We start from the raw sequence: 26,083 nt of genomic DNA, 5'->3' as shown, positions 1-26,083 counted from the left end.
GCTGATGCGGCCGATCTTCCGCGTCGCGGACAACAGCGTCACCGTCAGCCCCGATGCCGCCGGACCCTGGGATCCGACCATGCAGCATGGGTCCGCGCCCTCGGCGCTGGCCGTCTGGGCGGCCGAACGCATCCCGACCAAGTCGCCGATGCGCATCGCCCGCGTCACCATCGATCTGATGCGCCCGGTGCCGCTCGCAGAACTGACGGTCGAGACGGAAGTACTGCGCGAGGGCCGCAAGATCCAGCTCTGCGCGGTGCGCCTGCGCGCCGGCGATACGGTGGTGGTCACGGCGACGGTGCTGAAGATCAGGCAGGATGCGGTGCCGCTGCCGGAGGATGTCCGCGAGCTGCCGGTCGATCTCGTCGGCCCTGATGACGCCCAGCCCGAGCCCGCCGATTTCTCCACCAGCCCCTTCGTCCGCGGCATGACCTTGCGCGCCGCGCGCGGCCGCTTCGGCGTGCGCGGTCCCGGCGCGATCTGGTATCGCGTCGACTGGCCGCTGGTCGAGGGACACGCGGTGTCGCAAGCGATGCGCGCGGTGGTCGCCAGCGATTTCTGCAACGGCACCTCGGCCGCGCTCGACTTCCACAGCTACACGTTCCTCAATGCCGACCTCACCGTCAACATGGCCCGCGAGCCGGTCGGCGAGTGGATTTTGCTGGACGCCGAGAGCTGGATCGGCCCGGACGGCGCAGGGCTGGCGATGGCGCGGTTGGGGGATGTGAGGGGGTATTTCGGGCGCGTGGTGCAGAGCCTGGTGATCGAGAAGCGGTGAGGGGAGTGCACCCGATCGCGTCTCGATCGTGATCTGGCGGCGCTTTGTCCCCGCAAACGGTGCGCTCCCCTCCCCCTTGCGGGCAGGGGTCGGGGGTGGGGGTCTCCGAGTTCCGCTATTAGTCGTAGGGCGCGGAGCGAAGCTCCCACGCGAGGCTACGCGCAGTAAATCTAGCTACTCACGACGTTCATCGCCCGGGGACCCCCACCCCCAACCCCTCCCCGCAAGGGGGAGGGGAGTTCACCGCTGTCGCGGCGAGAGCGGGGCCACTTAGAATGATCTCTCCGTTACGCCGCCCGCACCGTGCTCAGGAACCGTCCCACCTCCAGCTTCAGCTTGTTGCTGTCCTGTGACAGCGACTGCGCCGCTGACAGCACCTGCGTGGAGGCCGAGCCGGTCTCGCTGGCGCCGTGCTGGACGTCGGTGATGTTGGACGACACCTCGTGCGTGCCTTGCGCGGCCTGCTGGATGTTGCGCGAGATCTCCTGCGTGGCGGCGCCCTGTTCCTCGACCGCCGCGGCGATGGTCGATGAGATTTCGGCGAGCTTCTCGATCGTGCCGCTGATCTCCCTGATGGCGCCGACCGACTCTTGCGTCGCCGCCTGAATGCCGGCGATCTGCTGGCCGATCTCGCCCGTCGCCTTCGCCGTCTGCTCGGCGAGCGCCTTGACCTCGGTTGCGACCACCGCGAAGCCGCGGCCGGCATCGCCGGCGCGCGCCGCTTCGATCGTGGCGTTCAGCGCCAGCAGGTTGGTCTGGCCGGCGATGGTGTTGATCAGTTCGACCACATCGCCGATGCGCGCCGCCGCCTTCGACAGCTCGCTGACGCGGTCATTGGTCTTGCGCGCCTGATCCACCGCCTCGTTGGCGATCCGCGCGGAGTCCTGCACCTGCCGGCTGATCTCGGTCACCGACGAGCTCAACTCTTCCGTCGCCGACGCCACCGACTGCACATTGGCGGTCGCCTGCTCGGAGGCCGCGGCCACCGTGGTGGTGCGCTGCTGCGTCCGCTCGGCGGTCGATGTCAAGGTCGTGGCGGAGGCTTCGAGCTCGGTCGACGCCGAGGAGACCGTGTTGATGATCTCGCCGACGGCGCCCTCGAAGCGGTTGGCCAGCTCGTTCATGTCGCGCTTGCGCTGCGCTGCCGCGTGCTTCTCGGCCTCGGCCTGCTCGGCGCGCAGCTTCTCGGTCTCGATCGCGTTGGTCTTGAACACCTGCACGGCGCCGGCCATGTTGCCGATCTCGTCCTTGCGGCCCACGCCGGGGATGTCGGCCCGCATGTCGCCGCCGGCGAGACGGCGCATCGCCTCGGTCATCGCGGTGATCGGCCGCGCCACGCCGGCCACGATCAGATAGCCCATGGTGATGCAGAGCAGCGCGGCCAGCGCGATCACGCCGAAGATCCAGATCCGCGAGGACGTATAGACGGCTGCGCCCCTGTCGGCTTCCTTCTTGCCTTGCTCGACATTGAACGCGAGGTCCTGCTCCAGCGCCTTGCGCACGCCAGCGAAAGTGTCCCGCATGCGGCCGAGGAACAGCGCCCTGGCGGCCTCGATCTGGTTCTTGCCAATCAACTCCTGCAACTGCTTGCCATCGGTGAGATAGGCATCCCACGAGCTCTTGAAGGCCGCGACGATGGCCTTCTCTTCCGGCGTCGTCACCGTCGGCTCGTAGAGACGCCAGTTCTTCTCGAAGTACTGATGGGCGTCCGTCATGTACTTCTCGTATTGGCTTCGTTCCGCCGCCGTGGTCACCATCAGCATCTGGCCCTCGCGGCTGCGATATTGTTCCGTCGCCTTCGCCATGGCGCCGATCCATCCGGTGGCCGGCAGCCAGTTGTCGCGCACTTCCGCCGCCGAGCCGTTCACGCTCGACAGGCGATCGATCGAGAAGCCGCCGAGCCCCATCGCAGTGAGCAGCACCACGCCGAACGCCATGAGAACCTTGTTGCGAATGGACAGGTTGGAAAAGAACGACATGAGCAACTCCAAATCGGGTCGGTCCGGGAGGATCGATGGGGGGATAGGCCCGGGCAGAGCAGCGCGCGGCTCGTCTGCGGATGGTGGCTCGTCGTTGAGTCGCCGTATGGGGCTTGCGGTGATTAGCGCGCGAACAATTAAACTTTGCCCTAAAGTTGTGCAGAGTATGCTGGCCGTAGAACTACGGTTCAACGAGTGCAGGGAGGGGCAAGGATGATGAGAAAGCCGGGTGCGGCCGCGGAACCTCACGAGGCGTCGGCCTCGCAACTGATCGACGCAAGGATCAAGGAACTCGGCGACTGGCGCGGCGCGATGCTGGCGCGCGTCCGCGGCCTGATCAAACAGGCCGATCCCGACGTGGTCGAAGAATGGAAATGGCGCGGCGTTCCCGTGTGGTCGCATGCCGGCATCATCTGCACGGGCGAGAGCTACAAGGCCTATCTCAAGCTGACCTTCGCCAAGGGCGCCTCGCTGCCCGACCCAAAGGGCTTGTTCAACGCCAGCCTCGACGGCAACGCCCGCCGCGCCATCGACATTCACGAAGGCGACGAGATCGACGAGACCGCGTTCAAGGAACTGATCCGCGCCGCGGTGAAGCTGAATGCGACCAAGGGGAAGCGGTAGGCTCCGCGGAGGCATGAGCGTTCAGCTCCCTATGATGCAGCATGGTGTCGAGCGCGCTCTTCTGACTGGTAAGGTGCTCGCACGGCACCCGACCGCGTCCTGATCAATCCATTCATGTCAGATCAATCGATGTCGGACCACGCGACGATCGTTTCGCGGGCCGGCGATACGCCAAAGCGAGCCCGCTTGTATCGAGCACGCGCGCGGTCGGCTTTCAGGCGATCACCGATGGCAATCTTCAGCGCCTCATGTCGTTTCCGGTCGTCAGGCAGGGCAGGATGGGTGTGATGCGGGACCTCGCCTCGCTTGAACGCCGCGTCCCAGCGCAGCCAGATGTCCCAATCTTCGACGATGAGAGCAAAGAGCTGCGGGTCGACCGACGAGACGAAATACGTGTCGCCATAGTCCTCCGTGCTATGGTCGAATTCCGCCTCGTAAATGTGCGGAACGCCGTCGACGTCCGCCAAGCCGAGACGCGGACCGTCGTAGTAGTCGTTGACAGTATAGACGCGATCCCAGGCCATCGGTCCCCTTCACTCACGGTCGAGTGCCCACGCTCAGTTGCGTAGGAACGAGAAGCAGGATAATGAACGCTCACTCAACTTCAACGCAGGAGGCGACGATGTCCAGACTCACGCGCTTCCCGGGCTCGCTGCGCGATCATTGACGCAGGCGCCGGGATGATTGTCCCGGCTACGATTTGACGATTTCACACTTCATCAAAAAGCCCGCGGCCGTCCTGGCCTGCGTTTGAACAGTCGTGTCATGACATCTCATCTATTGCTTGCTCCCCGCCGGGAGCTGGTGCGTTCGTCGCTGTGCGAACGCCGGCTGCGGCGTTATTCGTCTCGCTTTCAATCCCGCGTCCGCGCCTGCGCGATGCGGCACCCGCATCTCGCCGATCTTGCGGTGAGCTTTCCGGCGCTGCTGTTCGCGCTGGCGGTGCCGCGCCGGACGATCGATCCGCAGCCGGCGATCGCCAGCGTCATCGCCGGACGCTCACTCACCATCGCCGCTGCCCTGGCGGCGCTGCCGGTGTGGCTGCGCAAGCTGCCGCCGGAGGCGTTCATCCGTCCGATCGACCCGCTGCCGAACGGCGAACTGTTCCGGCGGCAGATCGGCAATCACTTGCCGCGATCGCCGAAGCTGATGCCGATCTGGCTGCAGCTCGTGGCCGAGATGGCCGCGCTCGCGCATGAGCCGGCCGCGGTGTGGATCGCGCGCGAACTGGTCCGCGTGCCGAAGATGGTGAGGCGGGAGCGCGCGCATCTGCTGGCGCTGTGGATCTGGTTCTCCGGACAGCCTGGCTGCTTCGCTCACGGACTGATCGAGCGGCCGTGGACGCCGGACATCAGGCTCGACGCAGCGCTGACGGCCGCCTTCGATTGGCGCAGGCAGGTCGCGCTGCATCTCAACCTCGGTCAACGGCCGGTCAGCGACATGTGGCTCGATCCTGGCCGCATCGGCGACTACGAGTTCCGGCCGCTCTCGGATGTTTCCGATCTGATCGGGGAGGCGGTCGCCATGCGCAATTGTGTCCGCACCTATGGCGGCGACATTGCTCATGGTCGGGCGCGGCTGTGGAGCGTGCGCCGCCGGGGTGAACGTGTGGCGACGCTCGAGGTCGGCCGTCATTGGCGCGATCCTTTGTTGAACATCTTTCAGCTCACGGGGCCCGGCAATGCGGCCGTGTCTCGTGAGCTGTGGTGGGCGGCGCGACGCTGGCTGCACCTGCACGATCTCGCGCTGATCGACCCACCCATGATCAAACGGGGTGAGGCCCCGTTCGACCTCGCCACCTGGCGCGCGCTGTGGAGACCGTATTGGGTCGCCAAGCGGCGGATTCCGGATTGGCTGCCGCTCGCTCCGTCGCGTGATGCGTTCGGGGCCCTGTGAACTTGCGGATCGGCCCTCCGATGCGCTCGCGCGCATCGTAGCTCGTCCGGGACGACAGCGGCGGGTGAGGCGCGACCCCTGTCAAACAACTCAGTACCGTAGGGTGGGCAAAGGCGCGCCCAGCTACTTGCTTGCGACGCCGAGCTATCGCGCGCCGTGCCCACCATCGTCCACCGATGCGGATGCGCGGTGGGCACGCGACCGCCCTGCGGGCGGCTGCTTTGCCCACCCTACGGCCTGCCATGTCTTGATTTGCCCGACGACCACATTTGGGCTCGAGCTCATCGCTGTTGAAGAACGATCGGGACAACGACAGGCCGTGCGCCGACACGTCGAATTCCCCAATTGGTTCAAGCTGATTTGGCCTGTCCAGACGCCGCGCGAAAAATAATTGTCTTTGTATTTTCCGAAATTCATGTTTTCCTCTCCGCATCCCGCCTCATCCACGAGGGGCGCTTCGCGAACGTCACGACGCGTTGGGGTGGGAGGCGGTGGCCGCGATGAGGCGCAGCGTGCTCTGAGCATGCCGACGTACGTCTCGTCGCGGACGGTGAAGTCGCAGGGTCCTGGCCTCCCGACGCTGAGGTCTGCGCAACGCATGAAACGCGTTGTCGCTACGGTGGCAAACAAGCCCGGTCGCCGGGGAGACTGCGTATAATCCGTCAACCCATCGCGCAGGGAGGGCCGGGTCTGTCCGGCCGAACCTGTGGTTCTGCCGCGTGCTTTGTTTGCTGCACGCGGACCGCAGGCCTCGGTCGAGGCCTGGCCTTCCCTGCACCCTCCGTTCCGATGGAGGGGACGACTGCAGCAAGACTCGGACGCAGATGCGCCGCGAGGCTGCGATGCCGTGTTCGCAACTCGCCCGGCGCACTCCGCTGTCGTCCCGGCGAACGCCGGGACCCATAACCACAGGCCGACGCATGAGGCACGCTTGTCGATCCAGCTTCGCTCACCACATCCTGCTGTGGTTATGGATCCCGGGTCGCGCTGCGCTTGCCCGGGACGACAGGGGAGTGCGGCGCTGGCAGGTGGGGCTGATCAGACATCCGCGCCATCCCGCCGTCGTGACTCGGTCGTTCGTAAGACCCCCGTCATTGCGAGCGAAGCGAAGCAATCCAGGGCCATGCGTGCCGCCCCTGGATTGCTTCGCTTCGCTCGCAATGACGAAGGAATATAGCCGCGTCGCCGCGCCGCTACCCCACCATACGCCCGCGGCCTTCCCAATACCGCGCGCGCAGCACCTTCTTGTCGATCTTGCCGACGCCGGTCACCGGCAGCTCCTTCACGAACTCGATCCGCTTCGGCGCATGCGCCGAGCCCTTGCGCGCCTTGACCAGCTCGATCAGCGCATTTGCGTCAGGCTGCGCGCCCGCCCGCGGCACCACGATCGCGGCGACGGCCTCGCCCCATTTGTCGTCGGGCACGCCGACCACCGCGCACATTGCGACATCGCTGTGCTGAGTCAGCACGTCCTCGATCTCGCGCGGGAAGATGTTGAAGCCGCCGGAGACGATCATGTCCTTCTTGCGGTCGAGGATGTACATGTAGCCGCGCTCGTCGCGGCGGGCGATGTCGCCGGTGTGCAGCCAGCCGTTCTTCAAGGTCTCGGCGGTGATGTCGGGCCGCTTCCAATATTCCGTCATGACATGCGGCGCGCGCACGCAGATCTCGCCGGCCTCGCCCTGCGCGACCTCCTGGTCGTTGTCGTCGAGGATCTTGACCTCGCAGGCTGCGATCGGGAAGCCGCACGACAGGAACAGCTCCGGCTGCTTCGGATCGTGGTCGGCCTTGCGCAGCACCGAGACCGGATAGCATTCGGTCTGGCCATAGAGCTGCGAGAACACCGGGCCGATGCGTTCGATGCCCTCGACGAGGCGCGTCGGCGACATGGCCGAGGCGCCGTAGAGCACGAGCTCGAGCGAGGAGAGATCGGTTTTCGCCAGCGCCGGATGATCGAGCAGCACGTAGATCATGGTCGGCACGAACAGGGTGAAGTTGATGCGCTCGCGTTCGATCGTCTGCAGCACGGCTTCGGGATCGAACCCCTTGAGCATGTGCACGGTGCCGCCGCGCATCAGGGTCGGCAGCACCTTGGTGCCGGCGACATGGCTGATCGGCGCCACCGTCAGATAGCGCGCGCGCTCCGGGATCTCGAAGTCGGCCAGGATCGCGGGGGCGAAGCCGCCATATTCGCGGTGGTGACGCAGCGCGCCTTTCGATTTGCCGGTCGTGCCGCCGGTGTAGTTCAAGGTCGCGACATCGTCCGGCGTGGCGAAATTGCGCGCCGTGGCATGGCCAGCCTGATCGAGGGCCGCCAGCAGGTCCGATCCATATCCGGCCGGTCCGAGCGTGAAGACGTGCCGGACTCCATCGGCGCGTGCGGCCAGCTCGCCGCCGCGGTCGCGGAACGCCGCCGCATCGATCACCAGCACCTGCGATTCGGAATCCGCGAGCTGGAACAGCTGATCCTCGAGCGAGCCCAGCGGATGCAGCCAGGTGATCGCGAGGCGCGACAATTGTGCGGCCATGCCAGCGCACCAGGTGTCGGCGCGGTTCGCGGTGAGGAACGCGACACATGTTCCCGGCCGCAGGCCGAGCCGCATGAACACGCCCTGCATCCGTCCTATCAGGTCGATCGCGCCCTGATAGGACAACGATCCAGCCGGCCAGCTGAAGGCGGTGCGCGTCGGATGCCGCGACAGCGTCAGCAAGGTCTGCTCGCAGACGACCGGAAACGAATGAAGCTGATGGCTCATGGAACGTCCTCCCGAATGCCGCGATCGTTGTTGCGTCGCATGGCTTGTCACGAAAGCTATCAGAATGCGGGTCGCGCTCAAGCGCGTCACGATGCCGTCCGGAACATCGTCGCGCGCGCCGCGTTGCCCGCCCGAACAATCAGGGAGTACGGCCATGCGCAGCTCGACAGCTTTCTTTGCAGGCGCGGGAACGGTTGCGATCGCCGTCGCAGTCGGTCTCGGTGGTGGGCTCGTCATCGCCGAGAAGATGAATCCAAAGACGCCTGTGCTCGAAGCCCGCGCCGAGCGTCCGGCGCCGGAAGCCTCACCGAGCCCGACCGCGTCGTCCTATCTCGCAGCCACCCAGGCGGCTGCGGTCACGCCGGTCAAGGTTGCGCCAGCCGCCGCCGAACCGGCTCCGGTCACGCCGGTGTCGACCGAGCCCGCGGCGCAGCCGTCGGCCTCCCCGGTTACGGCGGCCGCGGCTCAAGCCGCGCCCGGTGCGCAAGACACATCGCAGAGCAGCGGCCCGGAGAAAGTTGCGGACAAGTCGCCGGATGCGGATCAGAAATCGCGCGAGGCCGACCGAAAGCGTACGGCCGAGCAGCGTCGCGCCGAGCGGCACCGGCAATATGTCGAACGCCGCCGTCTGCGTCGCGAGCAGGATCTGCGCGCGGTCGAGCAGGCCGTGCGCGACGATTCCACGCCGCGGACTTATGCGGCGCAGCCGGTCGGCATGGAGGGGCCGCGCTTCAGCTTCTTCGGCGACGATTGATCGCGCGACGCCGCCTCGCTATCCCTTGGTCAAACACGGACCAGGGAGGAGACGCGGTGCAGCAGACGAGATGGGCCAGCCTGCGCGCGCGGCTGCGATTGCCGCTGATCGCGGCGCCGATGTTTCTGGTCTCGGGCGTCGAGCTGGTGAGCGCGGCCTGCGCCAGCGGCATCATCGGCGCGTTCCCCACCGTCAACTGCCGCACGTCAGACGAACTCGACGCGTGGCTGCGCGAGATCCGCGATCGGCTTGCGCGCGCGGGCGAGGTCGGCGGCGCCGCGGCCGCGCCGGCGTGCCCCAACCTGATCGTGCACCGGTCGAATGCGCGGCTGGCGGACGATCTCGCGGTGCTGCTGCGGCACAAGCCCGAGCTCGTCATCACCTCGGTCGGCTCGCCGGCGCCGGTCATCGCGCCGCTGCATGATGTCGGCGCGCTTGTGTTCGCCGACGTCGCCTCGATCCGTCATGCCGAGCGCGCGGTCCAGGCCGGCGCCGATGGACTCGTGCTGCTGACGGCGGGGGCGGGCGGCCAGACCGGCTGGCTCAATCCGTTCGCCTTCGTGCGCGCGGTCCGCAGCTTCTTCGACGGCCCGGTGGTGCTCGCCGGCGGCATCAGCGACGGCGTCGCGCTGCGTGCGGCGCAAGTGCTCGGCTGCGAGCTCGCCTACATGGGCACCAAGTTCATCGCGACGCAGGAGAGCATGGCCGATCCGCGCTACAAGGCGATGCTGGTCGAGAGCTCCGCCGATGACGTGCTGCTGACCTCGGCCTTCACCGGCCTGCCGACCAGCATGCTCAGGCCCTCGATCGTCGCCGCCGGGCTCGATCCCGACGATCTGCCGGCGCGCGGAGCGATCGAGATCGGCAAGGACATCGACATCGGCGCGCGCGAGCGGCGGCCGACGCGCTGGCGCGACATCTGGAGCGCCGGCCATGCGACGTCGGGCGTCACCGACATTCCCGCCGTGGCCGAGCTCGTCGCGCGCACGGCAGATGAATACCGTCATGCCGGCTTGCCGGGATAGAACACCGTGTAGTTCAGTCAGCGAGGGCGGCAACTTAAGTCAGCATTAACCATCCGGTCTCACAATCCACCGAGTTGAATGAGGTGGAAATGCGCAATGGGACTGGCGTGGGTGGATAAGAAGGAGCGGGCGACGCTCGACGAGATCCGGATCCGGGTCGGACACGCCCTGCAGCGGCATCCGCTCTGCCGAAACGTTCAGTTCGACATCATGAGTGTTGCGCGCACCGCCCGTGGCGGGAACTGGACCATCAGCCTGCATTCGGTGGAACCCGAAGCGTTGTGGGAAGCCTCCGACATCGTCGCCGACATCCAGGCGGCCTATGACCTGGACATGCCCGCCGAGCTGTCTTCGGCGGCCTGAGAAAAAAATATCCGCCATGTTCACAGGGCGGAATGGTGGCCCGGGTGTTTCTGTGGCATCGTAAAGCCTTAATTAACTCCCACTTTACGGCAAAGTGCGGCCTGTCGGCCGGGATACGGAGATGTGCGTGACGAAGTCGATCGCTTTTGTCGCTTTGCTGGGCGTGCTGATCGCCGGCGCCGCCGTGACGAGCGTCCTGATGCGGGACAGCGTGCCTTCGGCCGGTGCGATGATGCCGGCTGTGGTGGCCAAGAGCCCGACCTCCAACCGTGAAGCCAAGGGCGATCGCCTCGCGATGGTCACACTTGCGGCTCCCGAGGAGAAGCAGCAGGCGGCCGCCTCGAAGGCGTCGCTGCGCCAGGCCTATGCCTATGCGCCGGCCGAGCCGGAGATGCCGAAGGCGCCGGCGGCTGCCGCCGTCACCGCCGAGCCGATCGTGCCGAAGTCCAAGATCCTCGCCAAGAGCGAGCCGGCGCCGGCGCCGCTGAAGCCGGAGGTGCAGAAGGCCTATTCGCTGCTGTCGGACACGCAGATCGCCGGCATCAAGGAGCGGCTGCGGCTGTCCTCGAGCCAGGAATATTATTGGCCGGCGGTGGAGACCGCTTTGCGTGCGGTCGCCAGGAAGATTCACACCGCGCGGCAGGGCGCCGCCAAGCCGGGCGCGGTGGCGATCGATCCGGATTCGGACGAGGTGCAGCAGCTCAAGTCCGCGGCGATGCCGCTGCTGTGGCAGCTGCGCGAGGACCAGAAGGACGAAGTCCGCCGGCTCGCCCGCACCATCGGCCTCGACAAGGTGGCCTCCGCGATCTGAGGCCGGCGTGACGTCACGCGGCCAGCGTTGCCACATGAAACAAATGAAAAAGGCCGCGCCAAGCGCGGCCTTCATGCGTTTCGGGTGCTTTTTCTCAGCGGGCCGGCGGATTGGCCTCCGGATGACCGCCGCTTTCCGGACCAGCGCCGGTCGGCGACGAGGCGGGAGCGGTGCGCAGGTCCGGATCGGGCCGGGCGGGCTGGGTCATGGTCGGGGCCTGCGGCGGGGTGATCGCCGCGCCGGCGCCCACGGTGGTGCCGCGGTCGGTGTTGGTCGGCGCGGTCGGAACCGCGGTCGGCTTGTCGCCGCCGGCAAAGCGGGTCGCGCCGCCGCTCTGGTAGCCGGCGACCAGCAGGCCGGCGACGACGAGCCCGAGCACGACCATGCCGCCGATCTCGGGCAGTGCGCCTGAGGGCGCTATGCCGCGGCCGCGGCCATCGCCTTCGAGTGCGACCGCCGCGATCTCGCGGTTCTGGCGCGAACGCAGGAACGCGAGGAATGCGCCGGCGGCAATGACGATGCCGGCGGCGAGGGTGAAGAACATCAGCCAACTGATGGGTTGATCGCCTTGCATGTCGAACATCCTTCGTGTGAGGGGGATGCGACGTCCGGTCGCGTCAGCCCCGCATGACAATCTCTGTTCGTGGCAATCGCCGATGGTGCGAAAGGTTTCGTGAGGGGTTCAAAATCTCAGCCGCTGCCGCCGTCCGAACTCAGCGCCGCGCCGGTCGTGTAGGTCAGTTCGGGGGACGCCATCGCGACCGCGAACTCGGCGATTTCCTCGGGCGAGGCCATGCGCTTCAGGCCGGGCATCTTGGCTCGGGCCCATTGCGTCGCCGCGATCTGCCACACCGCATCTGGCATGGCTTCGGTGCCGGCGACGCGGCGGACCAGCGCGGTGTCGGTGGTCCCCGGCAGGATCGCGTTGATGCGGATGTTGTCGTCGGCGTAGTCGAGCGCCGCCGACCTGATCAGCCCGATCAGTCCCGCCTTGGTCGCCGTATAGATGCTCCGGCGCGGCCCCGTGCGATGCGCCACCGAGGACGAGGTGACGAGGATCGTGCCGCCGCCGCGTGCCAGCATCTCGGCGATCTCGTATTTCATCGCGAAGAACACGCCGCGCAGATTGGTGTCGACGATGTCGTTCCAGTCACCGGCCTCGTATTCGTGCAGCGGCTTTTCGATCGTGATGCCGGCGTTGTTGAGAGCGATGTCGAGGCTGCCGAAGCTCGCGATGGTCTGCGCCACGAGGTCGCGCATCTCCGCTTCGACACGGACGTCGGCCCGGATATAGCGCGCGCGGCCGCCCTGGGTCTTGATCTCGGCTTCGAGCTCGCGGCCCAGTTCCTCACGCCGTCCGCAGAACACGACGGCCGCACCCTGGCGGGCGAAAGCGATCGCGGCGGCGCGGCCGATCCCTGACGTGGCGCCGGTGATCAGCACGGTCTTGCCGGCAAACCGCTTCGGCGCTGCGATGATGGTCGGAGCGGGACGTTGGCTTGCCTGCGCCACCGCCGCGGCGCCCGCGATCGCACCCAGTGCGAGCCCTCCGGCGGCGCCGGCCAGGGCGCTCCGCCGGGAGGTCGTGGACGACGACGGCGGAGAGATGTTCGCTTCGGTCATGAATCGGCTCCAGGTCTGGTTTCATCTGGATATGAGCAGTGTTAACATCATCGGACCGAATATGATCACTGTCAACATTGAATTGCGATGACCAAGCCGCCTGCCAGAACGCCGTCCACGACACCGCCCTCCCAGCCCCAGCGCAGGCCCTATCACCACGGCGACTTGAAACGTGCGCTGATCGGGGCGGCGACCGACCTGCTCGAGCAGGAAGGGGCGGAGGCGCTGTCGTTCCGGGCGGTCGCACGCGCGGCCGGAGTGTCGCAATCCGCGCCCTACAATCATTTCGCCGGCAAGGAGGATCTGCTCGCGACCATCGCGGAGGCCGGCTTCGTCGCCCTGGCCGCCGCGCAGACCGAGGCCGCGGCGCGCTGGCCGGCCGGCGAGGATCGGCTCACCGGCCTCGGCCTCGACTACATCCGTTTCGCAGTGAGGCAGCCGCAGCTCTACCGCCTGATGTTCGGCGTCGGGGTGAACGATTGGCACGCTCACCCCGACATCTCCGCCGCGAAGCGGGCTACGTTTGCGCCTTTGCGCCAGGCTCTCGCGGAATTTCTCGGTTCAACTGCTCCGGCGGCAGCGCTCGAACAGGCCGCGGTGGCGGCCTGGGGGCTCGCGCATGGGCTGGCCATGCTCCGGATCGACGGCTCGCTCGCCGGCCATGACGGCGAGGCCGGGCCGGAGGAGGGGGCTTTACGGCTGTTCGGGCGCGGGCTGCGCGCGGCCTGCGCAGCCGTCTCCTGAGCCGTGTTCGCTCGCTCAGCTCCGCCCTTCCCCCGCCGCCCACAGCGCGTCCAGCCCGGCGCGATAGGTCGGATAGGCGAACACCAGGCCAAGGGCCTGCTTGGCCCTGCTGTTCCGGATGCGGCGGTTGCTGGCGTAGAAGCTCTTCGCCATCGGCGACAGGTCGACGGTGTCGAACGGCAGCTCCGGCGGTGGCGCGATGCCCATCAGCTTTGCGGCGTAGGCGATGACGTCCTGCGGCGGCGCCGGCTCGTCGTCGACGATGTTCCAGGCGCCGCCGGTCTCGCGCCGGATCGCGCCCCAAATCGCGCCGGCGATGTCGTCGACGTGGATGCGGTTGAACACCTGGCCCGGCTTGACGATGCGCCGCGCGCGGCCGGCGCGCAGCTCGACCAGCGCGTTGCGGCCGGGACCGTAGATGCCGCCGAGCCGGAGCACCGCCAGCCGGTCGCCGATCCGGCTTTTCCACTGCTGCTCGACGCGGACGCGCGCCTGCACCCGGTCCTGCTCCGGCGCCAGCGGCGTGTCCTCGTCGATCCAGGCGCCCTGATGGTCGCCATAAACGCCGACGGTGGAGAGATAGACGACGCGTGCGCGGCCCGACGTGATCGCATCCCCGAAATGCGTCAGCGCCGGATCATCGCCCGCGCCGGGCGGCGCCGAGATCAGCACGACATCCGCTTCGGCCGCCTTGGTCAGCGTCGCCGCGGCCGGCACCGTGCCGTCGAACAGATCGATGTCATGGGGCGCCAGTTGCGCGCGTGTCTCGGCGCTGCGCACCGTGCCGCCGATCCGTGCGAAGGCGCTGCCATGCATGGCGACGAAGCGCTGGACGCTATAGCCGAAGCCGATGACGAAGAGATTCATGCCTGCGCTGGACCGGAGCTGCTCGAATGGACTCGGACCCGAGTTAGCCGTCCCTGGGCGGCCAGTGCAAATCAAATGACGTGCCGTCTGCGGCTGCGGCGGTGCTGACCTGCCGCCCTTGTCATGGCTCCCGTCATGGAACATGTCGTATGCTTGGACGACAGGAGATAGACTGCCCCGATGAATTTCCATTCGATCTACCGCCACGGCTTTGCCCGCGTCGCCGCCTGCGTCACCGCGTCCAGCGTCGCCAATCCGACCGCCAACGCGGCGGCGATCCTGGCCGCGGCGCGCGCCTGCCATGACCAGGGCACGGCGGTCGCGGTCTTCCCGGAGCTGTGTCTGTCCGGCTACGCCATCGAGGATCTCGTCAAGCAGGACCCGCTGCTCGATGCCGTCCAGCGCGGTCTGCTCACTTTGGTTGAAGCCTCGCACGATCTGATGCCGGTCTTGATCGTTGGCGCGCCGCTGCGCTTTGCGCACCGCGTCTACAATTGTGCCGTCGTGATCCATCGCGGCGAGGTGCTCGGCGTCATTCCGAAGAGCTATCTGCCGACCTATCGCGAGTTCTACGAAGCCCGCCACTTCGCCTCCGGCGCCGGCATCCGCGGCGAGATGATCGAGGTCGCCGAAACCATGGCGCCGTTCGGCACCGACCTGCTGTTCGCCGCCGCCGATGTCGCCGGCCTCGTGGTCGGCGTCGAGATCTGCGAGGACATGTGGGTCCCGGTCACGCCCGCCTCCGAGCTCGCGCTCGCCGGTGCCACCGTGCTCGCCAATCTCTCCGGCAGTCCGATCACTGTCGGCCGCGCCGAGTCACGCTCGCTGCTGTGCCGCTCCACCTCCGCGCGCTGCCTCGCCGCCTACATCTACGCCGCCGCCGGTGTCGGTGAGTCCACCACCGATCTCGCCTGGGACGGCCAGACCTCGATCTTCGAGAACGGCGCGCTGCTCGCCGAGAGCGCGCGCTTCCGCCAGACCGGCCAGACCATCTTCGCTGACGTCGATCTCGACCTGCTGCGGCAGGAGCGCGCGCTGATGGGCACGTTTGACGACAATGCGCGCGCGCAAGACCAGGGCGTGCATTGGCGCCGCATCGGCTTCGAGCTGCAGCCGACGGAGGCCGACATCGGCTTCCGGCGCAGCATCGAGCGCTTTCCGTTCGTGCCGAGCGATCCCGCGCGGCTCGATCAGGACTGCTACGAGGCCTACAACATCCAGGTCGCCGGCCTGACGCAGCGGCTGCGCGCCACCGGCACCAAGCGCATCGTGATCGGCGTCTCCGGCGGCCTCGATTCCACGCATGCGCTGATCGTCGCCGCCAAGGCGATGGACCTGCTCGGCCTGCCGCGCACCAACATCCTCGCTTATACGATGCCGGGCTTCGCCACGGGCGCGCAGAGCAAGTCCTACGCGCATGCGCTGATGACGTCGCTCGAGGTCAGCGCCGCCGAGCTCGACATTCGCCCCGCGGCGACGCAGATGCTGAAGGACATCGGCCATCCCTTCGGCCGCGGCGAGGAGGTCTACGACGTCACCTTCGAGAACGTGCAGGCAGGCCTGCGCACCGATTATCTGTTCCGCCTGGCCAACGACCGCGGCGGGATCGTGCTCGGCACTGGCGATCTCTCCGAGCTGGCGCTCGGATGGTGTACCTATGGCGTCGGCGATCAGATGGCGCATTACAACGTCAATGCCGGCGTGCCGAAGACACTGATCCAGCATCTCATCCGCTGGGTCATCGCCTCGCATCAGTTCTCGGCCGATGTCGACCGCACCTTGGAAGCCGTGCTCTCCGCCGAGATCTCGCCGGAGCTTGTGCCGGTGAAGGAGGGCGAGACGCCGCAGAGCACGCAGGCCGCGATCGGCCCCTATGAGCTGCAGGACTTCAACCTGTTCTACACGCTGCGCTACGGCCTGCGCCCGTCGAAGATCGCCTTCATGGCGCATCACGCCTGGAAGAACGCGCGCGAGGGCGCCTGGCCGCCGCACTTCCCTGATGACAAACGCAACGCCTACGCGCTCGGCGACATCAGGAAGTGGCTCGAGGTGTTCCTCAAGCGCTTCTTCGCCTTCAGCCAGTTCAAGCGCTCGGCGATGCCCAACGGCCCGAAGGTGGTGGCGGGCGGAGCGCTGTCGCCCCGCGGCGACTGGCGCGCGCCGTCCGACGGCAATGCCGTGGCGTGGCTGGAGGATCTGGAGAGCGTCCCGAAATAAGAGCCCTCAGCGGGGCGACATCTTCGCCATGGAGGCGCGAGATGTTTCAGCACGGGCAGCGCGCTCCCTCTCCCCGTTCTTACGGGGAGAGGGTCGGGGTGAGGGGCAGCCCCACGAGCAGACTTAGTTGTCAAACGAGCTTCGCTTCAGCAGGACCGTCTCTGTGATGTAGTCGAACGTCCGCAGCGCGGACTGTCATAAGACCGCGTGTTCAACGAACACCGCCGATGCCGCTGCCCCTCACCCCAACCCTCTCCCCGTGAAGAACGGGGAGAGGGAGCGCAGCGGCACTCGACGCGATGACGTCGCATCCCTCTGCCTTGCCCCGCGGCCCCGCTTGCCATACCGATAAGACGTCGCAGCGCGTCGTCTCGGAGCGCTGCAATTCTCTCGTCCAACGGAGTCTCCCATGAGCGTCACCGCCGCCGGCATTTCCTCGATGGCGACCCGGCAGATCCTCGCCGAGCTTGCGGCCGCCTATGAGGAGGCGACCGGGGAGGTGATCACGATCGAATCCGTCGGCGGCGTCGATGCCGCCAAGCGCATCCGCGCCGGCGAGGCGTTCGACTTCGCGGTGCTCGCGTCAGACGCGCTGCAGAAGCTCGAAGCCGATGGCCATCTGGTCCCCGGCAGCATCATCGAGATCGCGGAATCGCCGATGGCGATGGCGGTGCGCGCAGGGCAGCCAAAACCCGATCCGCTCGACGAGGCCGCCGTGCGCAAGGCGATGGAGAGCGCCAAGGCGATCGGCATCTCCACCGGCCCGAGCGGCACCCATGTCCAGAAGCTCGCCCGCGACTGGGGCCTGGAGGGCGACGGCGCCTCGCGGCTGGTGCAGGCGAAGCCCGGCATTCCCGTCGCCAAGCTGCTGGCCGACGGCGAGGTCGACGTCGGCTTCCAGCAGCTCAGCGAGATGCTCGGTGCCCCCGGCATCGACATCGTCGGGCTGCTGCCGGACGCCCTGCAGCCGGGCACGGTGTTCGCCGCAGCGCTCTGCAAGGCCGGCGCGCATCCCGAAGCAGCCCGCGCCTTCATCGAATATCTCGTCTCCGAGGAGACCGCCGAGACTAAGCGCCAGCACGGCATGACTCCCGTGTGAGCCGGAGAGGACTGCCATGGTCTCCAGCGCGCCGCTGACTGCCAAGGCCCTGGAGCAGCTCGGGGCGCAGCGCCTCGCCGAGCTGCTGCTGGAGGTCGCCGAGCGCGATGCGGCGGTCAAGCGGCGCCTGAAGCTCGAGGTCGCGACGCCGGCCAAGGTCGCAACCGAGCTGCGCAAGCGGATGACGCAGATCGCCCGCGCCACGACCTTCCTCGAGCGTAACAAGCTGCGCCCGCTGGCCGGCGATCTCGAGGCGCTGCGCGGCAGCATCACCAAGCAGGTCGCGGAACACGACGCATCGGCGGCGCTGGAGCTGATGTGGCAGTTCATGGATCTGGCGAACGGCGTCCTCAGCCGCTGTGACGACAGCGACGGCGTGCTTCACGACATCTTCTGCGCGGCCTGCGCCGATCTCGGCCCGCTGGCTGAGGCCGCCAAGGCCGATCCCATCGCCCTGGCCGACCGCGTCTTCATCGCTCTCGACCGCAATGCCTATGCACAATATGGCGATCTGATCGAGACGGTGGCCCCGGCGCTCGGCGAGCGCGGGCTTGCGCATCTCAAACAGCGCTTCGTCGAATTCGCCAAGACACCGGTCGAACGAACCTCGCTAGCCCAACGCAGGGCCGCGGGTTGGGGTAGCAGCGATGCCCGTTATGAGCAGGAGGCGGAGCAGCACCGCCGCAGCAGCAATTGCCGCGCAGCGTTGCTGGCCATCGCGGATGCGACCCATGACGTCGACCTCTACATCGCGCAATTCGACGAGGAGGAGAGCAGGCGGTCGGAGATCGCGGCCTATATCGCCCTGCGGCTGCTCTCGGCCGGGCGGGCCACGGAGGCGCTGCAGGTCCTCGACGCCGCCGAGCTTCGCAATCCGAGCCGTCCCGATCCGGATTGGGAGGATGCGCGCATCGAGGTGCTCGACGGCCTCGGACGTGGCGAGGAGGCGCAGGCCGCGCGCTGGGCCTGCTTTACGCGCAGCCTCGACGCACGGCAGTTGCGCGCTCATCTCAAGCGCCTGCCGGACTTCGACGACGTCGAGGCCGAGCGGCGCGCGCTCGATCACGTCGAACAGTTCCCGCGATTGATATGGGCGCTCGACTTCCTGATCCGCTGGCCGGCGCTGGATCGCGCCGCGAAGCTCGTGCTGGCGCGCAGCCGCGAGCTGAACGGCGAGGCCTATCACGTGCTCGCCCCGGCCGCTGATGCGCTCGCCGGCAAGCATCCGCTTGCCGCCACGCTGCTGCTGCGCGCGATGATCGACGACACGCTGCAGGGCAGCCGCACCAGCCGCTATCGCCATGCCGCCCGCCATCTGCTCGAATGCGGCAGCCTCGCTGCGGTCATCGCGGATTTCGGCCCTGTCGAGCCGCACGCGGCCTATCTCGCGCGCCTGAAGTTCGAGCATGGCCGCAAGGCGAGCTTCTGGGACCTGATGAGTTGACGCGGAACGTTCGATCGCGTGATGTCGCAGCGATTGATCGCGATATCCTGCGGTTCCGCACGGTCGCCCAGAAAAAATGCGGTTCCGTGTCGTCTCGGCGCTAATCCACACGTCTTCCCGAAAGAGCCGGGTAGAACGGAGACGACCGATGAACGCATCTCGCTATCGCTGGGTGATCGTGGCGGCGGGAGGCGTGCTCGGCTGCGTCGCCGTCGGCGGCCTGTTCTCGCTGCCGGTGTTCCTCAAGCCGATGGCCGCCGCGACCGGCTGGTCGGTCGCGGGCATCTCCAGCGCGCTGACGATCGGCTTCCTGGCGATGGCCTGCACCAGCATGGCCTGGGGCACGCTGTCCGACCGCATCGGTCCGCGGCCCGTGCTGCTGATTGGCTCGACCCTGCTCGCGTTGAGTCTTCTGCTGGCCAGCCTGACATCATCGCTGCTGATGTTCCAACTGCTGTTCGGCCTGATCGCGGGCGTCGCGACCGCGGCGATCTTTCCGCCGGTCATGGCGACCGTCACCGGCTGGTTCGACACCCATCGCAGCCTCGCGGTCTCCCTGGTGTCGGCCGGCATGGGCGTGGCGCCGATGACGATGTCGCCGCTCGCGGCCTGGCTCGTCTCGACCTATGACTGGCGCACCGCGATGCAGTGCATCGCGGCCATCGTCGCCGCCATCATGATCCCGACCTCGCTGCTGGTCGGCCGCCCGCCTCTGTCCGCGCCCGGCGCCGTCCTCGCGGCTGGGCCTGACGCCGCGCCGGCCGAGATGACACGATCGGCGGCGCTGCGCTCGCCGCAGTTCCTCATCCTGCTCGCCACCAACTTCTTCTGCTGCGCCACGCATTCCGGCCCGATCATCCACACCGTCAGCTACGCCGTCACCTGCGGCATCCCGCTGATGGCGGCGGTGACGATCTACAGCATCGAGGGCCTTGCCGGCCTCGGCGGCCGCATCGCCTTCGGCCTGCTCGGCGACCGCTTCGGGCCTAAGCGCGTGCTCGTCCTCGGCCTGCTGGCGCAGGCGTTCGGCGCGCTCGCCTATGTGGCTGTGCGCGATCTCGCCGCGTTCTACGCGGTCGCCGCGGCCTTCGGCTTCCTCTATGCCGGCACCATGCCGCTCTACGCATCGATCGCGCGCGACAACTTTCCGCAGAGCATCATGGGCACGGTGATCGGCGGCACCGCGATGGCCGGCAGCCTGGGCATGGCGACCGGCCCGCTCGCCGGCGGCCTGATCTATGACAGCTTTGCCAGCTACACGTGGCTCTATGTCGGCTCCTGGGTGATGGGCCTCGGCGCCGTCCTGATGATGATGACGTTCAGGCCGTTCCCGAAGACGCAGCCGGCGGCGGCGCCGGTGCAGGCCACGGCGTGAGCCTGTTGCGAAGCAGCAATCGCCCGCTGCGCCACGACTAACAGCATTCCGTTCCTCATCAGGCAGATCCAGCGCACACCAACGCTTGATCGGTGATCCGGAACGCGGTCGTCAGCAGCGGGTTGGGCGAGCGTGTCGTTTCAACCCGATGGAGATCGGATCCATGAAGAAGACTCAGCTCGCCCTCGCCACGCTCGTCGCCCTCAGCTTCGCCGCCGCGCCGTTCGCCGCCCAAGCCAAGCACCACAAGAAGCATCAGTCGTCGATGTCGACGAACTCCTCCCAGACCACCGGCGCCAACATGCGGCCCGGCAGCACCAACATGAAGTCCGGCCGTGATTCCACCTCGTCGAGCCAGGGCAATGTCGGCCCGGGCACGAACCAGGCAGGAAGCATGGGGAAGTAGGAGTCAGATTTGTCCTTCCTGAGCGTCGGAAAGCCGCCTTAGCTTTCCGACGCAGTCATCGTAGGTGTCCTTGCAATCTCTTTGCTTAGTCTGTGCCTCTGACCAGATTGCGCACCTCTGAATTCGAGGGCGCCGCGCCTTAGCGAAACTGCGGCAAATCCATTCTTCCATACAAGGCTGGCACTCCCGTCATATCGGTGAGGCACGCCGATTGGGCGGATGAGAGAAGCGTGAGTCTTTGCGACGAGGCGGGACTATTATTTCGCGCTAAGACGCCGTTGTGAGCCGAAGGTCGCGAGGCTCTCGATCGTCGCGGGATCACCGCCAGCATTAGGAACGTATTTGTGACCCACCCGGGCTCGCTTGGCGGGCCGCCATTCGCTACACCAAAAAAGGGAGCCTCCTCTCTGATGAAAGAAGGGGAGCTGCGACAAATTCAGGACGAGGGATGGGTACGGGCCGATGCGACCTATCAACAAGTGGACAAGCTGCCGCCAGAAGCGGCTCAGAATAGTAATATGCTCATCGATGGCGACCAACCGCTCGTCGTCGAAGACCTCTCCAACCTTTCGTCAGATGGAAGGGTCTCCCTGATCTCGATCAAGACGAACGTTTGCCGGGGTCTTTGGGTATTGATATACCGGCGAGCGTCATTGAGATGGTGGTTTATTGCTACTGTGGTTGTGTGCGCCGTCTCAAGAAACTCGCGATTTTATCGCCGTCTCTAAGCTACAGGACAATCCAACGATCAAGCTTCGGTAGGGTGTTGTCTGGTTGTCGTTTCCAAGTAGGTTATGCGGTGCTGCCACCGTTGGTCTGAGTGCGATCGTAGGATAGCCTGCCCTCTATTCAGATGGTGATATAACATGGCGCGATTTGACTCATACAAGTCTGCAGTCAGAAACCTCGGAATGCTTTCAGCCATAAACTTGTTTGTTCAAAAAAAAAGCTCAGTTCTGAAGTCCTGAAAACTTACTTCTAAGTGTTCTAGCCATCCGCTTTTTGCTCGTCGTGGTACGAGCGATCTTTGGGTTTTTAATCAGATCTTCGTTCAGCGCGAATATAGATGCTTGGACAATCTAACTAATCCGTCCCTGATAGTCGATCTGGGTGCAAACGTTGGTTATTCATCTGCCAATTTTCTGTCCCATTTTCCTAAATCCTATGTCATAGCAGTTGAACCTGATCCGGCTAACTTCGAGATTCTTCGGCGTAACCTTCGGCCATATAGCGGTCGGTATAAGGCCGTCCAAGCGGCCGTATGGCCACGCAAAGAGGGGGTGGCTATCGAGGGCAGTTCAATGCGGCGAGGATCTGAGTGGGCTAGAAGGATAGCGCGCAGCGAACAGTCTGAAAGTGTCGAAGTTGTCACTCTTCTGGAGATTCTAGGGCATAGTGGCCACGATCGCATCTCCCTTCTTAAGGTCGACATCGAAGGGTCGGAGATCGAATTGTTTGGCTCAGGTTCCGAAGATTGGATAGATCGTGTGGACAATCTCGTGATCGAGCTCCATGGAGATGTTGCTAAAGACGTGTTCTATTCCGCAATCGAGGGGAGAGGATACTTTATCACTCATTGTGATGAGCTGACTGTTTGTCGGTCTCCTCGATAATTTGTACGTCTTGTTCTGTTTCTTGCGCCCGACGAAGGCGTTCTGGGGGGCAGCTCGACCGGAGCAGTGAAGTGCCAGCCGATCGCGCTGTCGTTGCGACAAGCCGGCATCGCGTTGCTGGTGAGTTCGATTCCTGTCCGCGACGATAGAGTCCTGTTGCCTCACTGCAGCTTCAGCTGACTCTAAGTTGCGCGCCCCGCGCCGTCCCGAAGTCAAGCTGTCGGCCATCGCGCCCAGACACTCCCGCGCGAAGCGGTCAACGACGTTCGGGGTGCGGCGGCATCACCGGCATGCGAACTGATCGGGCACCAGGTCAAGCAACTAAGGCGCATGCGGCCTCGCTTGCTCTGGATCGGCACCCAGGACCGCGGTAGCGCAGATCGTCCGATCCGCCCGACGATTGAGCGAGCTGGCCGTTCCGACAGCCCAGCTTGGCTTCCAGATGCGCCGCCGCGTTGAGCATCTGTTCAGCCAGGAGCCTCCCCGGCCTGGCATTCTTGTCCTCTGCTGCCTTGAGCTGTTTGGCTTCGGGACGTCAAGGCTGGAGAACTGGAACGTTGTTACCAAAAGTCATGCGCTGCTAAATCTCCTCGACGGGGAGAAGCCGGGGGGCAATGAAAAGCCCAAAGATCTGCCAGTGATGGAAATCAATTTGTCAAGCGCTTTTTTGGGCTGGAGGCCCAGCTGGTCGGAGGTGTAGCCTTCTGACGTGGGCGGGAAACTAAAGTTATTGGAGTTTGGGCGCGGTATTGCGGCGTTTGCCGTCGTGATTTGTCATGTCCACTGGTACTTGATCGAAACGCCGGACTATATCCATTTTGTTTGGCCCTGGGGCTCTTGGGCGGTGGACTTCTTCTTTGTCCTAAGTGGGTTCATCATCTACCACGTCAATGGACACGAACTCGGATCCGGCAAGCCGCTCGTCTTCTTGAGGCGTCGCTTCTATCGGATTGTCCCCACTTATTGGCTGATCCTCACCGGTGCGCTGCTGATCCGGCAGTTCCTCGGGAACCCATCACATGTCTTGCATCTCACACCAATGTACCTGCTGACAAACTATCTTTTGCTACCAAGTTCAAATCTGCTGATCAATCCAGCTTGGTCCTTACGGCACGAACTGCTATTTTATGCCGTTTTCTCGATCGCGATATACAGCTTGCGGATCGGGATTCTTCTCGCCGTTGTCTGGCTTGCGGCAATCATATCATCCCGGCTTCTTTCCTACGGAGGTGAACTGCCGCTCGATGTGATCACGAATTCAAGAAATCTGTATTTTGGAATGGGCATGTGCATCGCAATTCTTGTAAGTCGTCTCAACTTGGCGAGCTTGTTGAAGGGCGGGCCACCACTATCGATATGGCTGGGTCAGATCTCCTATTCACTTTATCTCTGCCACATCCCTTCATTTCTCATTGTCCATGGCATCCTCAAGCGTACCGCTCCGCAGCTGGAATGGTATTGGGTTGCAACGCTCGGGATTGCATTCAGCGTCATCGTCGCAGTTCTGATATCGTCCATGTTCGAATCGAAATTCCTTCGATGGGCCAATGGACGGGCCCGTCGCCGGCCTCTCGTGGCTTCATCGTCTCCGACGCGAGGTGCGGGGGCGGATTCGTTCTGAAGCGGCTCGCGCGACGAGTCCGCCCCGATTGCGCCGATGCCCTGGAGCGTGCTGCGGATGGAGCTTGGCGCGCACGGTTAGGGAAACTCCCTGCTATTGTTTTTGATCGATCGTTTTCTTGAGCCTGTCTTCATTTCAGAATGGCGAGGGTATGAGGGTGGAGCGCAGGAGAATCGAGTATCTTGACGGGTTGCGAGGCATAGCGATTCTGGCGGTCGTGGTGTTTCACGGCTACGTGGCCTTCCCGGATGCCTTGCCGTTCGGGGCCAAGTATGAAGTCATTCCAATCCGATTAGGCTGGCAGGGCGTCCAGCTGTTTTTCTTGATCTCTGGCTTCGTCATCTTGATGAGCCTAGAGACGTGCAAGGATCTCATTTCGTTTCTAGTGCGGCGCTGGCTGCGGCTATTTCCTGCGATGTTGATCGGCTCATTGCTGATCTTGGGATTTGAGAGTTTCGTTGGTGCTGGGCCGAACACCCCAAAAACGTGGATCAACCTTGTTCCGGGCCTGACGTTCCTCAACCCGGCTCTCATCCACGCGCTGACGGGCCTCAGTATTGATGGGATGGAAGGATCGTTCTGGTCATTGTACGTTGAGGTCGTATTCTACGTTATCTTCGCCATGGCGTACTTCGCTGGGGGGCGAGCGATCGCTTTATTTTTCATCTTTTCGATATTCGTCTGCTCGCTGGCCCTGCGATTAGTGTTTGGTTTGGATCTTAACTCTCTTCCCAGTCGAGTTGCGGCCGCTGCCGATTGGATCGGCTTCATCCATTTCGGTTGGTTTACAGCCGGTGCGCTGTTCTACATCTTCTACAGAGACAGGCGGCGAATTGTACTTGTTCTCGCATTGGGCGTAGGAATGATCTCCGCAGTAACGGTGCGATTTGCGGTTGCAGAGAGAGTGGGTCTCTGCTTGGTCGTCCTATTGTTCGCGGCGGCGGTCTGCATGCCGATCTGGCAGAGAGTTCTGTCGTCACGGTTACTACTGTTCTTCGGCTTCATTAGCTATCCGTGGTACCTGATCCATTATCCGTTCATCCGAGCTCTGCTTCCATCCTTGGCGTTTCACGCTCCGTTTCTGCCTTCGGTTCTTTTGCCAGTCGTGCCGATTGCTTGTGGTGCGCTGGCGTCCTGGTTGATCGCGAAATACGGAGAGCCCATGATGCGGCGGGCGATACGGTGCGTGGGCGGCCCGGAAGGTGGCCAAAAAGCCGCCGGAGCAATGCAGCCCTGACCACGCCTTCGCAGACCAAGGGACATCGGCGTCATGCGCCACGCTGCAAGAGTCCGCGAAGCAGTCGCAGACGAAAATGAGCTTGCAGGAAACGCAATAGCCGTGAAAAAAAGCTTCTACGCCGCTTATGCCCGGCAGCTTTCAAAATCGGCCTGCCGCGATAGTTTCGCCACAAATACCGTGTTTTCGATGCTGTCGATTTGGTCGACTTCCGGCTCAAAAGTATCGTGTGGGGCACTGACTTGTCTTTCAACAGGCAGATTTTCGTCGGATTATCATGTCAGCTGCTCCTGCTGGTCTCGGGCGCTGCGGCGGCTCAGACGACCGGCGTGATCAAATCAACGGCTGGTGCAGTGGAGACCGCGCCCGACCAGCCGCCGCCGGGAGGGTGTATGCCAATCGGGATCACCGCGGCGGGCGATGTCGTCTTTCCCTTCGCCTGTAAGGATCTCATCGACCTTCATCGCGGAAAGAAAGAGCAGACATCCGCCGCAACCGAGGCGGGGAGGGCTCCCGCTGCCCACGACGGGTCTGCCGAAGGCGCGGCGGATGCCGTAAAGACAACGGGGACTGTGGCCGCCCAAGCGCGGCCACAGGCCTCCGGAGGAGGCGAAAGCAGGACGAATGACGGCGCTTCAGGACAGCCCCAGCCGCTTGCGCAGGAGAAAGATCCATCCGGCGAGAAGCGCACCGAGCCAAAAGTTTCGCGTTCCAGTCCCGGCGATCCCGTGGGCTGCACATCGTTCCGAAGCTATGACCCGAAGACCGAGAGTTACCGGGATTTCGGTGGCCGCCGGCGGCCGTGCCGATCATAGGTTGGACCAGACGGGCCTAGGCCGTCAGGTCGGCGC

The 26,083-nt window shown here is 65.0% G+C and carries 24 protein-coding genes; 18 read left to right on the top strand and 6 right to left on the bottom strand.

Features of this window, described 5'->3' with window-relative positions:
• Positions 1–4 precede the first annotated feature (4 nt).
• On the top strand, positions 5–778 hold the full coding sequence (locus ACQR0Z_RS28065) for a thioesterase family protein (RefSeq protein WP_434859776.1): 774 nt from the start codon (positions 5–7) through the stop codon (positions 776–778).
• A gap of 287 nt (positions 779–1,065) precedes the next feature.
• On the opposite strand, the gene ACQR0Z_RS28060 is transcribed toward ACQR0Z_RS28065, so the two are convergent.
• The gene (locus tag ACQR0Z_RS28060; protein ID WP_434879427.1) at positions 1,066–2,757 is read right to left on the bottom strand and encodes a methyl-accepting chemotaxis protein; all 1,692 of its coding nucleotides are present in this window, start codon (positions 2,755–2,757) and stop codon (positions 1,066–1,068) included.
• Between the two features lie 213 nt (positions 2,758–2,970).
• Between ACQR0Z_RS28060 and ACQR0Z_RS28055 the strand changes: the two genes are divergently transcribed.
• Positions 2,971–3,381 carry a DUF1801 domain-containing protein gene (locus tag ACQR0Z_RS28055; RefSeq protein WP_434879426.1) on the top strand — a complete coding sequence of 137 codons (411 nt, stop codon included), beginning with the start codon at positions 2,971–2,973 and terminating at the stop codon, positions 3,379–3,381.
• Between the two features lie 122 nt (positions 3,382–3,503).
• On the opposite strand, the gene ACQR0Z_RS28050 is transcribed toward ACQR0Z_RS28055, so the two are convergent.
• A complete protein-coding gene (locus ACQR0Z_RS28050; protein ID WP_434879425.1) occupies positions 3,504–3,905 on the bottom strand; it encodes a hypothetical protein in 402 nt (133 codons plus the stop codon).
• A gap of 241 nt (positions 3,906–4,146) precedes the next feature.
• Between ACQR0Z_RS28050 and ACQR0Z_RS28045 the strand changes: the two genes are divergently transcribed.
• Positions 4,147–5,277 (top strand): hypothetical protein, encoded by a 1,131-nt coding sequence (locus ACQR0Z_RS28045; protein WP_434879424.1) that lies wholly within the window; start codon positions 4,147–4,149, stop codon positions 5,275–5,277.
• A 1,193-nt stretch (positions 5,278–6,470) separates the two neighbouring features.
• Here ACQR0Z_RS28045 and ACQR0Z_RS28040 read toward each other — a convergent pair.
• Complete coding sequence (locus tag ACQR0Z_RS28040) at positions 6,471–8,033, bottom strand: AMP-binding protein (protein WP_434920776.1); 1,563 nt, start codon at positions 8,031–8,033, stop codon at positions 6,471–6,473.
• Positions 8,034–8,187: 154 nt separating this feature from the next.
• On the opposite strand from ACQR0Z_RS28040, the gene ACQR0Z_RS28035 reads away from it, so the two are divergent.
• The 4 genes from ACQR0Z_RS28035 to ACQR0Z_RS28020 all read left to right on the top strand — a co-directional run bounded on the left by ACQR0Z_RS28035 (position 8,188) and on the right by ACQR0Z_RS28020 (position 10,986).
• Positions 8,188–8,787 carry a hypothetical protein gene (locus tag ACQR0Z_RS28035; protein ID WP_434920775.1) on the top strand — a complete coding sequence of 200 codons (600 nt, stop codon included), beginning with the start codon at positions 8,188–8,190 and terminating at the stop codon, positions 8,785–8,787.
• Positions 8,788–8,843: 56 nt separating this feature from the next.
• Entirely contained in the window at positions 8,844–9,812 is a 969-nt protein-coding gene (locus ACQR0Z_RS28030) for an NAD(P)H-dependent flavin oxidoreductase (protein ID WP_434920774.1), read from the top strand.
• Positions 9,813–9,908: 96 nt separating this feature from the next.
• Positions 9,909–10,175, top strand: a complete 267-nt coding sequence (locus ACQR0Z_RS28025) for a hypothetical protein (RefSeq protein ID WP_434920773.1) — start codon at positions 9,909–9,911, stop codon at positions 10,173–10,175.
• Positions 10,176–10,359: 184 nt separating this feature from the next.
• Positions 10,360–10,986: a hypothetical protein gene (locus ACQR0Z_RS28020; RefSeq protein ID WP_434859892.1), complete on the top strand. Its 627-nt coding sequence runs from the start codon at positions 10,360–10,362 to the stop codon at positions 10,984–10,986.
• A gap of 94 nt (positions 10,987–11,080) precedes the next feature.
• Here ACQR0Z_RS28020 and ACQR0Z_RS28015 read toward each other — a convergent pair whose 3' ends face one another.
• Both ACQR0Z_RS28015 and ACQR0Z_RS28010 read right to left on the bottom strand, forming a co-directional pair.
• Positions 11,081–11,560: a hypothetical protein gene (locus ACQR0Z_RS28015; RefSeq protein ID WP_434859786.1), complete on the bottom strand. Its 480-nt coding sequence runs from the start codon at positions 11,558–11,560 to the stop codon at positions 11,081–11,083.
• A gap of 116 nt (positions 11,561–11,676) precedes the next feature.
• Positions 11,677–12,609: an SDR family NAD(P)-dependent oxidoreductase gene (locus tag ACQR0Z_RS28010; protein ID WP_434920772.1), complete on the bottom strand. Its 933-nt coding sequence runs from the start codon at positions 12,607–12,609 to the stop codon at positions 11,677–11,679.
• Positions 12,610–12,696: 87 nt separating this feature from the next.
• On the opposite strand from ACQR0Z_RS28010, the gene ACQR0Z_RS28005 reads away from it, so the two are divergent.
• The gene (locus ACQR0Z_RS28005; protein ID WP_434894332.1) at positions 12,697–13,353 is read left to right on the top strand and encodes a TetR/AcrR family transcriptional regulator; all 657 of its coding nucleotides are present in this window, start codon (positions 12,697–12,699) and stop codon (positions 13,351–13,353) included.
• A 15-nt stretch (positions 13,354–13,368) separates the two neighbouring features.
• Here ACQR0Z_RS28005 and ACQR0Z_RS28000 read toward each other — a convergent pair whose 3' ends face one another.
• The gene (locus tag ACQR0Z_RS28000; RefSeq protein ID WP_434920771.1) at positions 13,369–14,220 is read right to left on the bottom strand and encodes an SDR family oxidoreductase; all 852 of its coding nucleotides are present in this window, start codon (positions 14,218–14,220) and stop codon (positions 13,369–13,371) included.
• A 180-nt stretch (positions 14,221–14,400) separates the two neighbouring features.
• Here ACQR0Z_RS28000 and ACQR0Z_RS27995 point away from each other — a divergent pair, with 180 nt between their 5' ends.
• The 10 genes from ACQR0Z_RS27995 (at position 14,401) to ACQR0Z_RS27950 (ending at position 26,047) form a co-directional block, all read left to right on the top strand.
• Positions 14,401–16,437, top strand: a complete 2,037-nt coding sequence (locus tag ACQR0Z_RS27995) for an NAD(+) synthase (protein WP_434920770.1) — start codon at positions 14,401–14,403, stop codon at positions 16,435–16,437.
• A 409-nt stretch (positions 16,438–16,846) separates the two neighbouring features.
• A complete protein-coding gene (locus tag ACQR0Z_RS27990; RefSeq protein WP_434920769.1) occupies positions 16,847–17,536 on the top strand; it encodes a substrate-binding domain-containing protein in 690 nt (229 codons plus the stop codon).
• A gap of 16 nt (positions 17,537–17,552) precedes the next feature.
• Positions 17,553–18,980, top strand: coding sequence for a DUF6880 family protein (locus ACQR0Z_RS27985; RefSeq protein WP_434920768.1), 1,428 nt, complete (start codon positions 17,553–17,555; stop codon positions 18,978–18,980).
• Between the two features lie 148 nt (positions 18,981–19,128).
• On the top strand, positions 19,129–20,355 hold the full coding sequence (locus ACQR0Z_RS27980; protein WP_434920767.1) for an MFS transporter: 1,227 nt from the start codon (positions 19,129–19,131) through the stop codon (positions 20,353–20,355).
• A 163-nt stretch (positions 20,356–20,518) separates the two neighbouring features.
• Positions 20,519–20,761: a hypothetical protein gene (locus tag ACQR0Z_RS27975; protein ID WP_434920766.1), complete on the top strand. Its 243-nt coding sequence runs from the start codon at positions 20,519–20,521 to the stop codon at positions 20,759–20,761.
• 1,070 nt (positions 20,762–21,831) lie between these two features.
• The gene (locus ACQR0Z_RS27970) at positions 21,832–22,374 is read left to right on the top strand and encodes an FkbM family methyltransferase (protein ID WP_434920765.1); all 543 of its coding nucleotides are present in this window, start codon (positions 21,832–21,834) and stop codon (positions 22,372–22,374) included.
• A 400-nt stretch (positions 22,375–22,774) separates the two neighbouring features.
• Positions 22,775–23,074 carry a hypothetical protein gene (locus ACQR0Z_RS27965; protein ID WP_434920764.1) on the top strand — a complete coding sequence of 100 codons (300 nt, stop codon included), beginning with the start codon at positions 22,775–22,777 and terminating at the stop codon, positions 23,072–23,074.
• 9 nt (positions 23,075–23,083) lie between these two features.
• Positions 23,084–23,995 carry an acyltransferase family protein gene (locus tag ACQR0Z_RS27960; RefSeq protein ID WP_434920763.1) on the top strand — a complete coding sequence of 304 codons (912 nt, stop codon included), beginning with the start codon at positions 23,084–23,086 and terminating at the stop codon, positions 23,993–23,995.
• A 118-nt stretch (positions 23,996–24,113) separates the two neighbouring features.
• Positions 24,114–25,232 carry an acyltransferase family protein gene (locus ACQR0Z_RS27955; protein ID WP_434920762.1) on the top strand — a complete coding sequence of 373 codons (1,119 nt, stop codon included), beginning with the start codon at positions 24,114–24,116 and terminating at the stop codon, positions 25,230–25,232.
• 392 nt (positions 25,233–25,624) lie between these two features.
• Entirely contained in the window at positions 25,625–26,047 is a 423-nt protein-coding gene (locus ACQR0Z_RS27950) for a BA14K family protein (protein WP_434879712.1), read from the top strand.
• Positions 26,048–26,083: the final 36 nt, after the last annotated feature.

The organism is Bradyrhizobium sp. HKCCYLS3077, from assembly GCF_051167555.1.
Classification (GTDB): Bacteria; Pseudomonadota; Alphaproteobacteria; order Rhizobiales; family Xanthobacteraceae; genus Bradyrhizobium.
This window is presented reverse-complemented; position numbering and strand designations above follow the sequence as displayed.

Bases quoted from the DNA above. Each gene is read 5' to 3' on its own strand.
- ACQR0Z_RS28065 (WP_434859776.1), top strand. From the start codon at position 5: ATGCGGCCGATCTTCCGCGTCGCGGACAACAGCGTCACCGTCAGCCCC.
- ACQR0Z_RS28060 (WP_434879427.1), bottom strand. From the start codon at position 2,757: ATGTCGTTCTTTTCCAACCTGTCCATTCGCAACAAGGTTCTCATGGCG.
- ACQR0Z_RS28055 (WP_434879426.1), top strand. From the start codon at position 2,971: ATGATGAGAAAGCCGGGTGCGGCCGCGGAACCTCACGAGGCGTCGGCC.
- ACQR0Z_RS28050 (WP_434879425.1), bottom strand. From the start codon at position 3,905: ATGGCCTGGGATCGCGTCTATACTGTCAACGACTACTACGACGGTCCG.
- ACQR0Z_RS28045 (WP_434879424.1), top strand. From the start codon at position 4,147: ATGACATCTCATCTATTGCTTGCTCCCCGCCGGGAGCTGGTGCGTTCG.
- ACQR0Z_RS28040 (WP_434920776.1), bottom strand. From the start codon at position 8,033: ATGAGCCATCAGCTTCATTCGTTTCCGGTCGTCTGCGAGCAGACCTTG.
- ACQR0Z_RS28035 (WP_434920775.1), top strand. From the start codon at position 8,188: ATGCGCAGCTCGACAGCTTTCTTTGCAGGCGCGGGAACGGTTGCGATC.
- ACQR0Z_RS28025 (WP_434920773.1), top strand. From the start codon at position 9,909: ATGGGACTGGCGTGGGTGGATAAGAAGGAGCGGGCGACGCTCGACGAG.
- ACQR0Z_RS28015 (WP_434859786.1), bottom strand. From the start codon at position 11,560: ATGCAAGGCGATCAACCCATCAGTTGGCTGATGTTCTTCACCCTCGCC.
- ACQR0Z_RS28010 (WP_434920772.1), bottom strand. From the start codon at position 12,609: ATGACCGAAGCGAACATCTCTCCGCCGTCGTCGTCCACGACCTCCCGG.
- ACQR0Z_RS28005 (WP_434894332.1), top strand. From the start codon at position 12,697: ATGACCAAGCCGCCTGCCAGAACGCCGTCCACGACACCGCCCTCCCAG.
- ACQR0Z_RS28000 (WP_434920771.1), bottom strand. From the start codon at position 14,220: ATGAATCTCTTCGTCATCGGCTTCGGCTATAGCGTCCAGCGCTTCGTC.
- ACQR0Z_RS27995 (WP_434920770.1), top strand. From the start codon at position 14,401: ATGAATTTCCATTCGATCTACCGCCACGGCTTTGCCCGCGTCGCCGCC.
- ACQR0Z_RS27990 (WP_434920769.1), top strand. From the start codon at position 16,847: ATGAGCGTCACCGCCGCCGGCATTTCCTCGATGGCGACCCGGCAGATC.
- ACQR0Z_RS27985 (WP_434920768.1), top strand. From the start codon at position 17,553: ATGGTCTCCAGCGCGCCGCTGACTGCCAAGGCCCTGGAGCAGCTCGGG.
- ACQR0Z_RS27980 (WP_434920767.1), top strand. From the start codon at position 19,129: ATGAACGCATCTCGCTATCGCTGGGTGATCGTGGCGGCGGGAGGCGTG.
- ACQR0Z_RS27975 (WP_434920766.1), top strand. From the start codon at position 20,519: ATGAAGAAGACTCAGCTCGCCCTCGCCACGCTCGTCGCCCTCAGCTTC.
- ACQR0Z_RS27950 (WP_434879712.1), top strand. From the start codon at position 25,625: ATGCCAATCGGGATCACCGCGGCGGGCGATGTCGTCTTTCCCTTCGCC.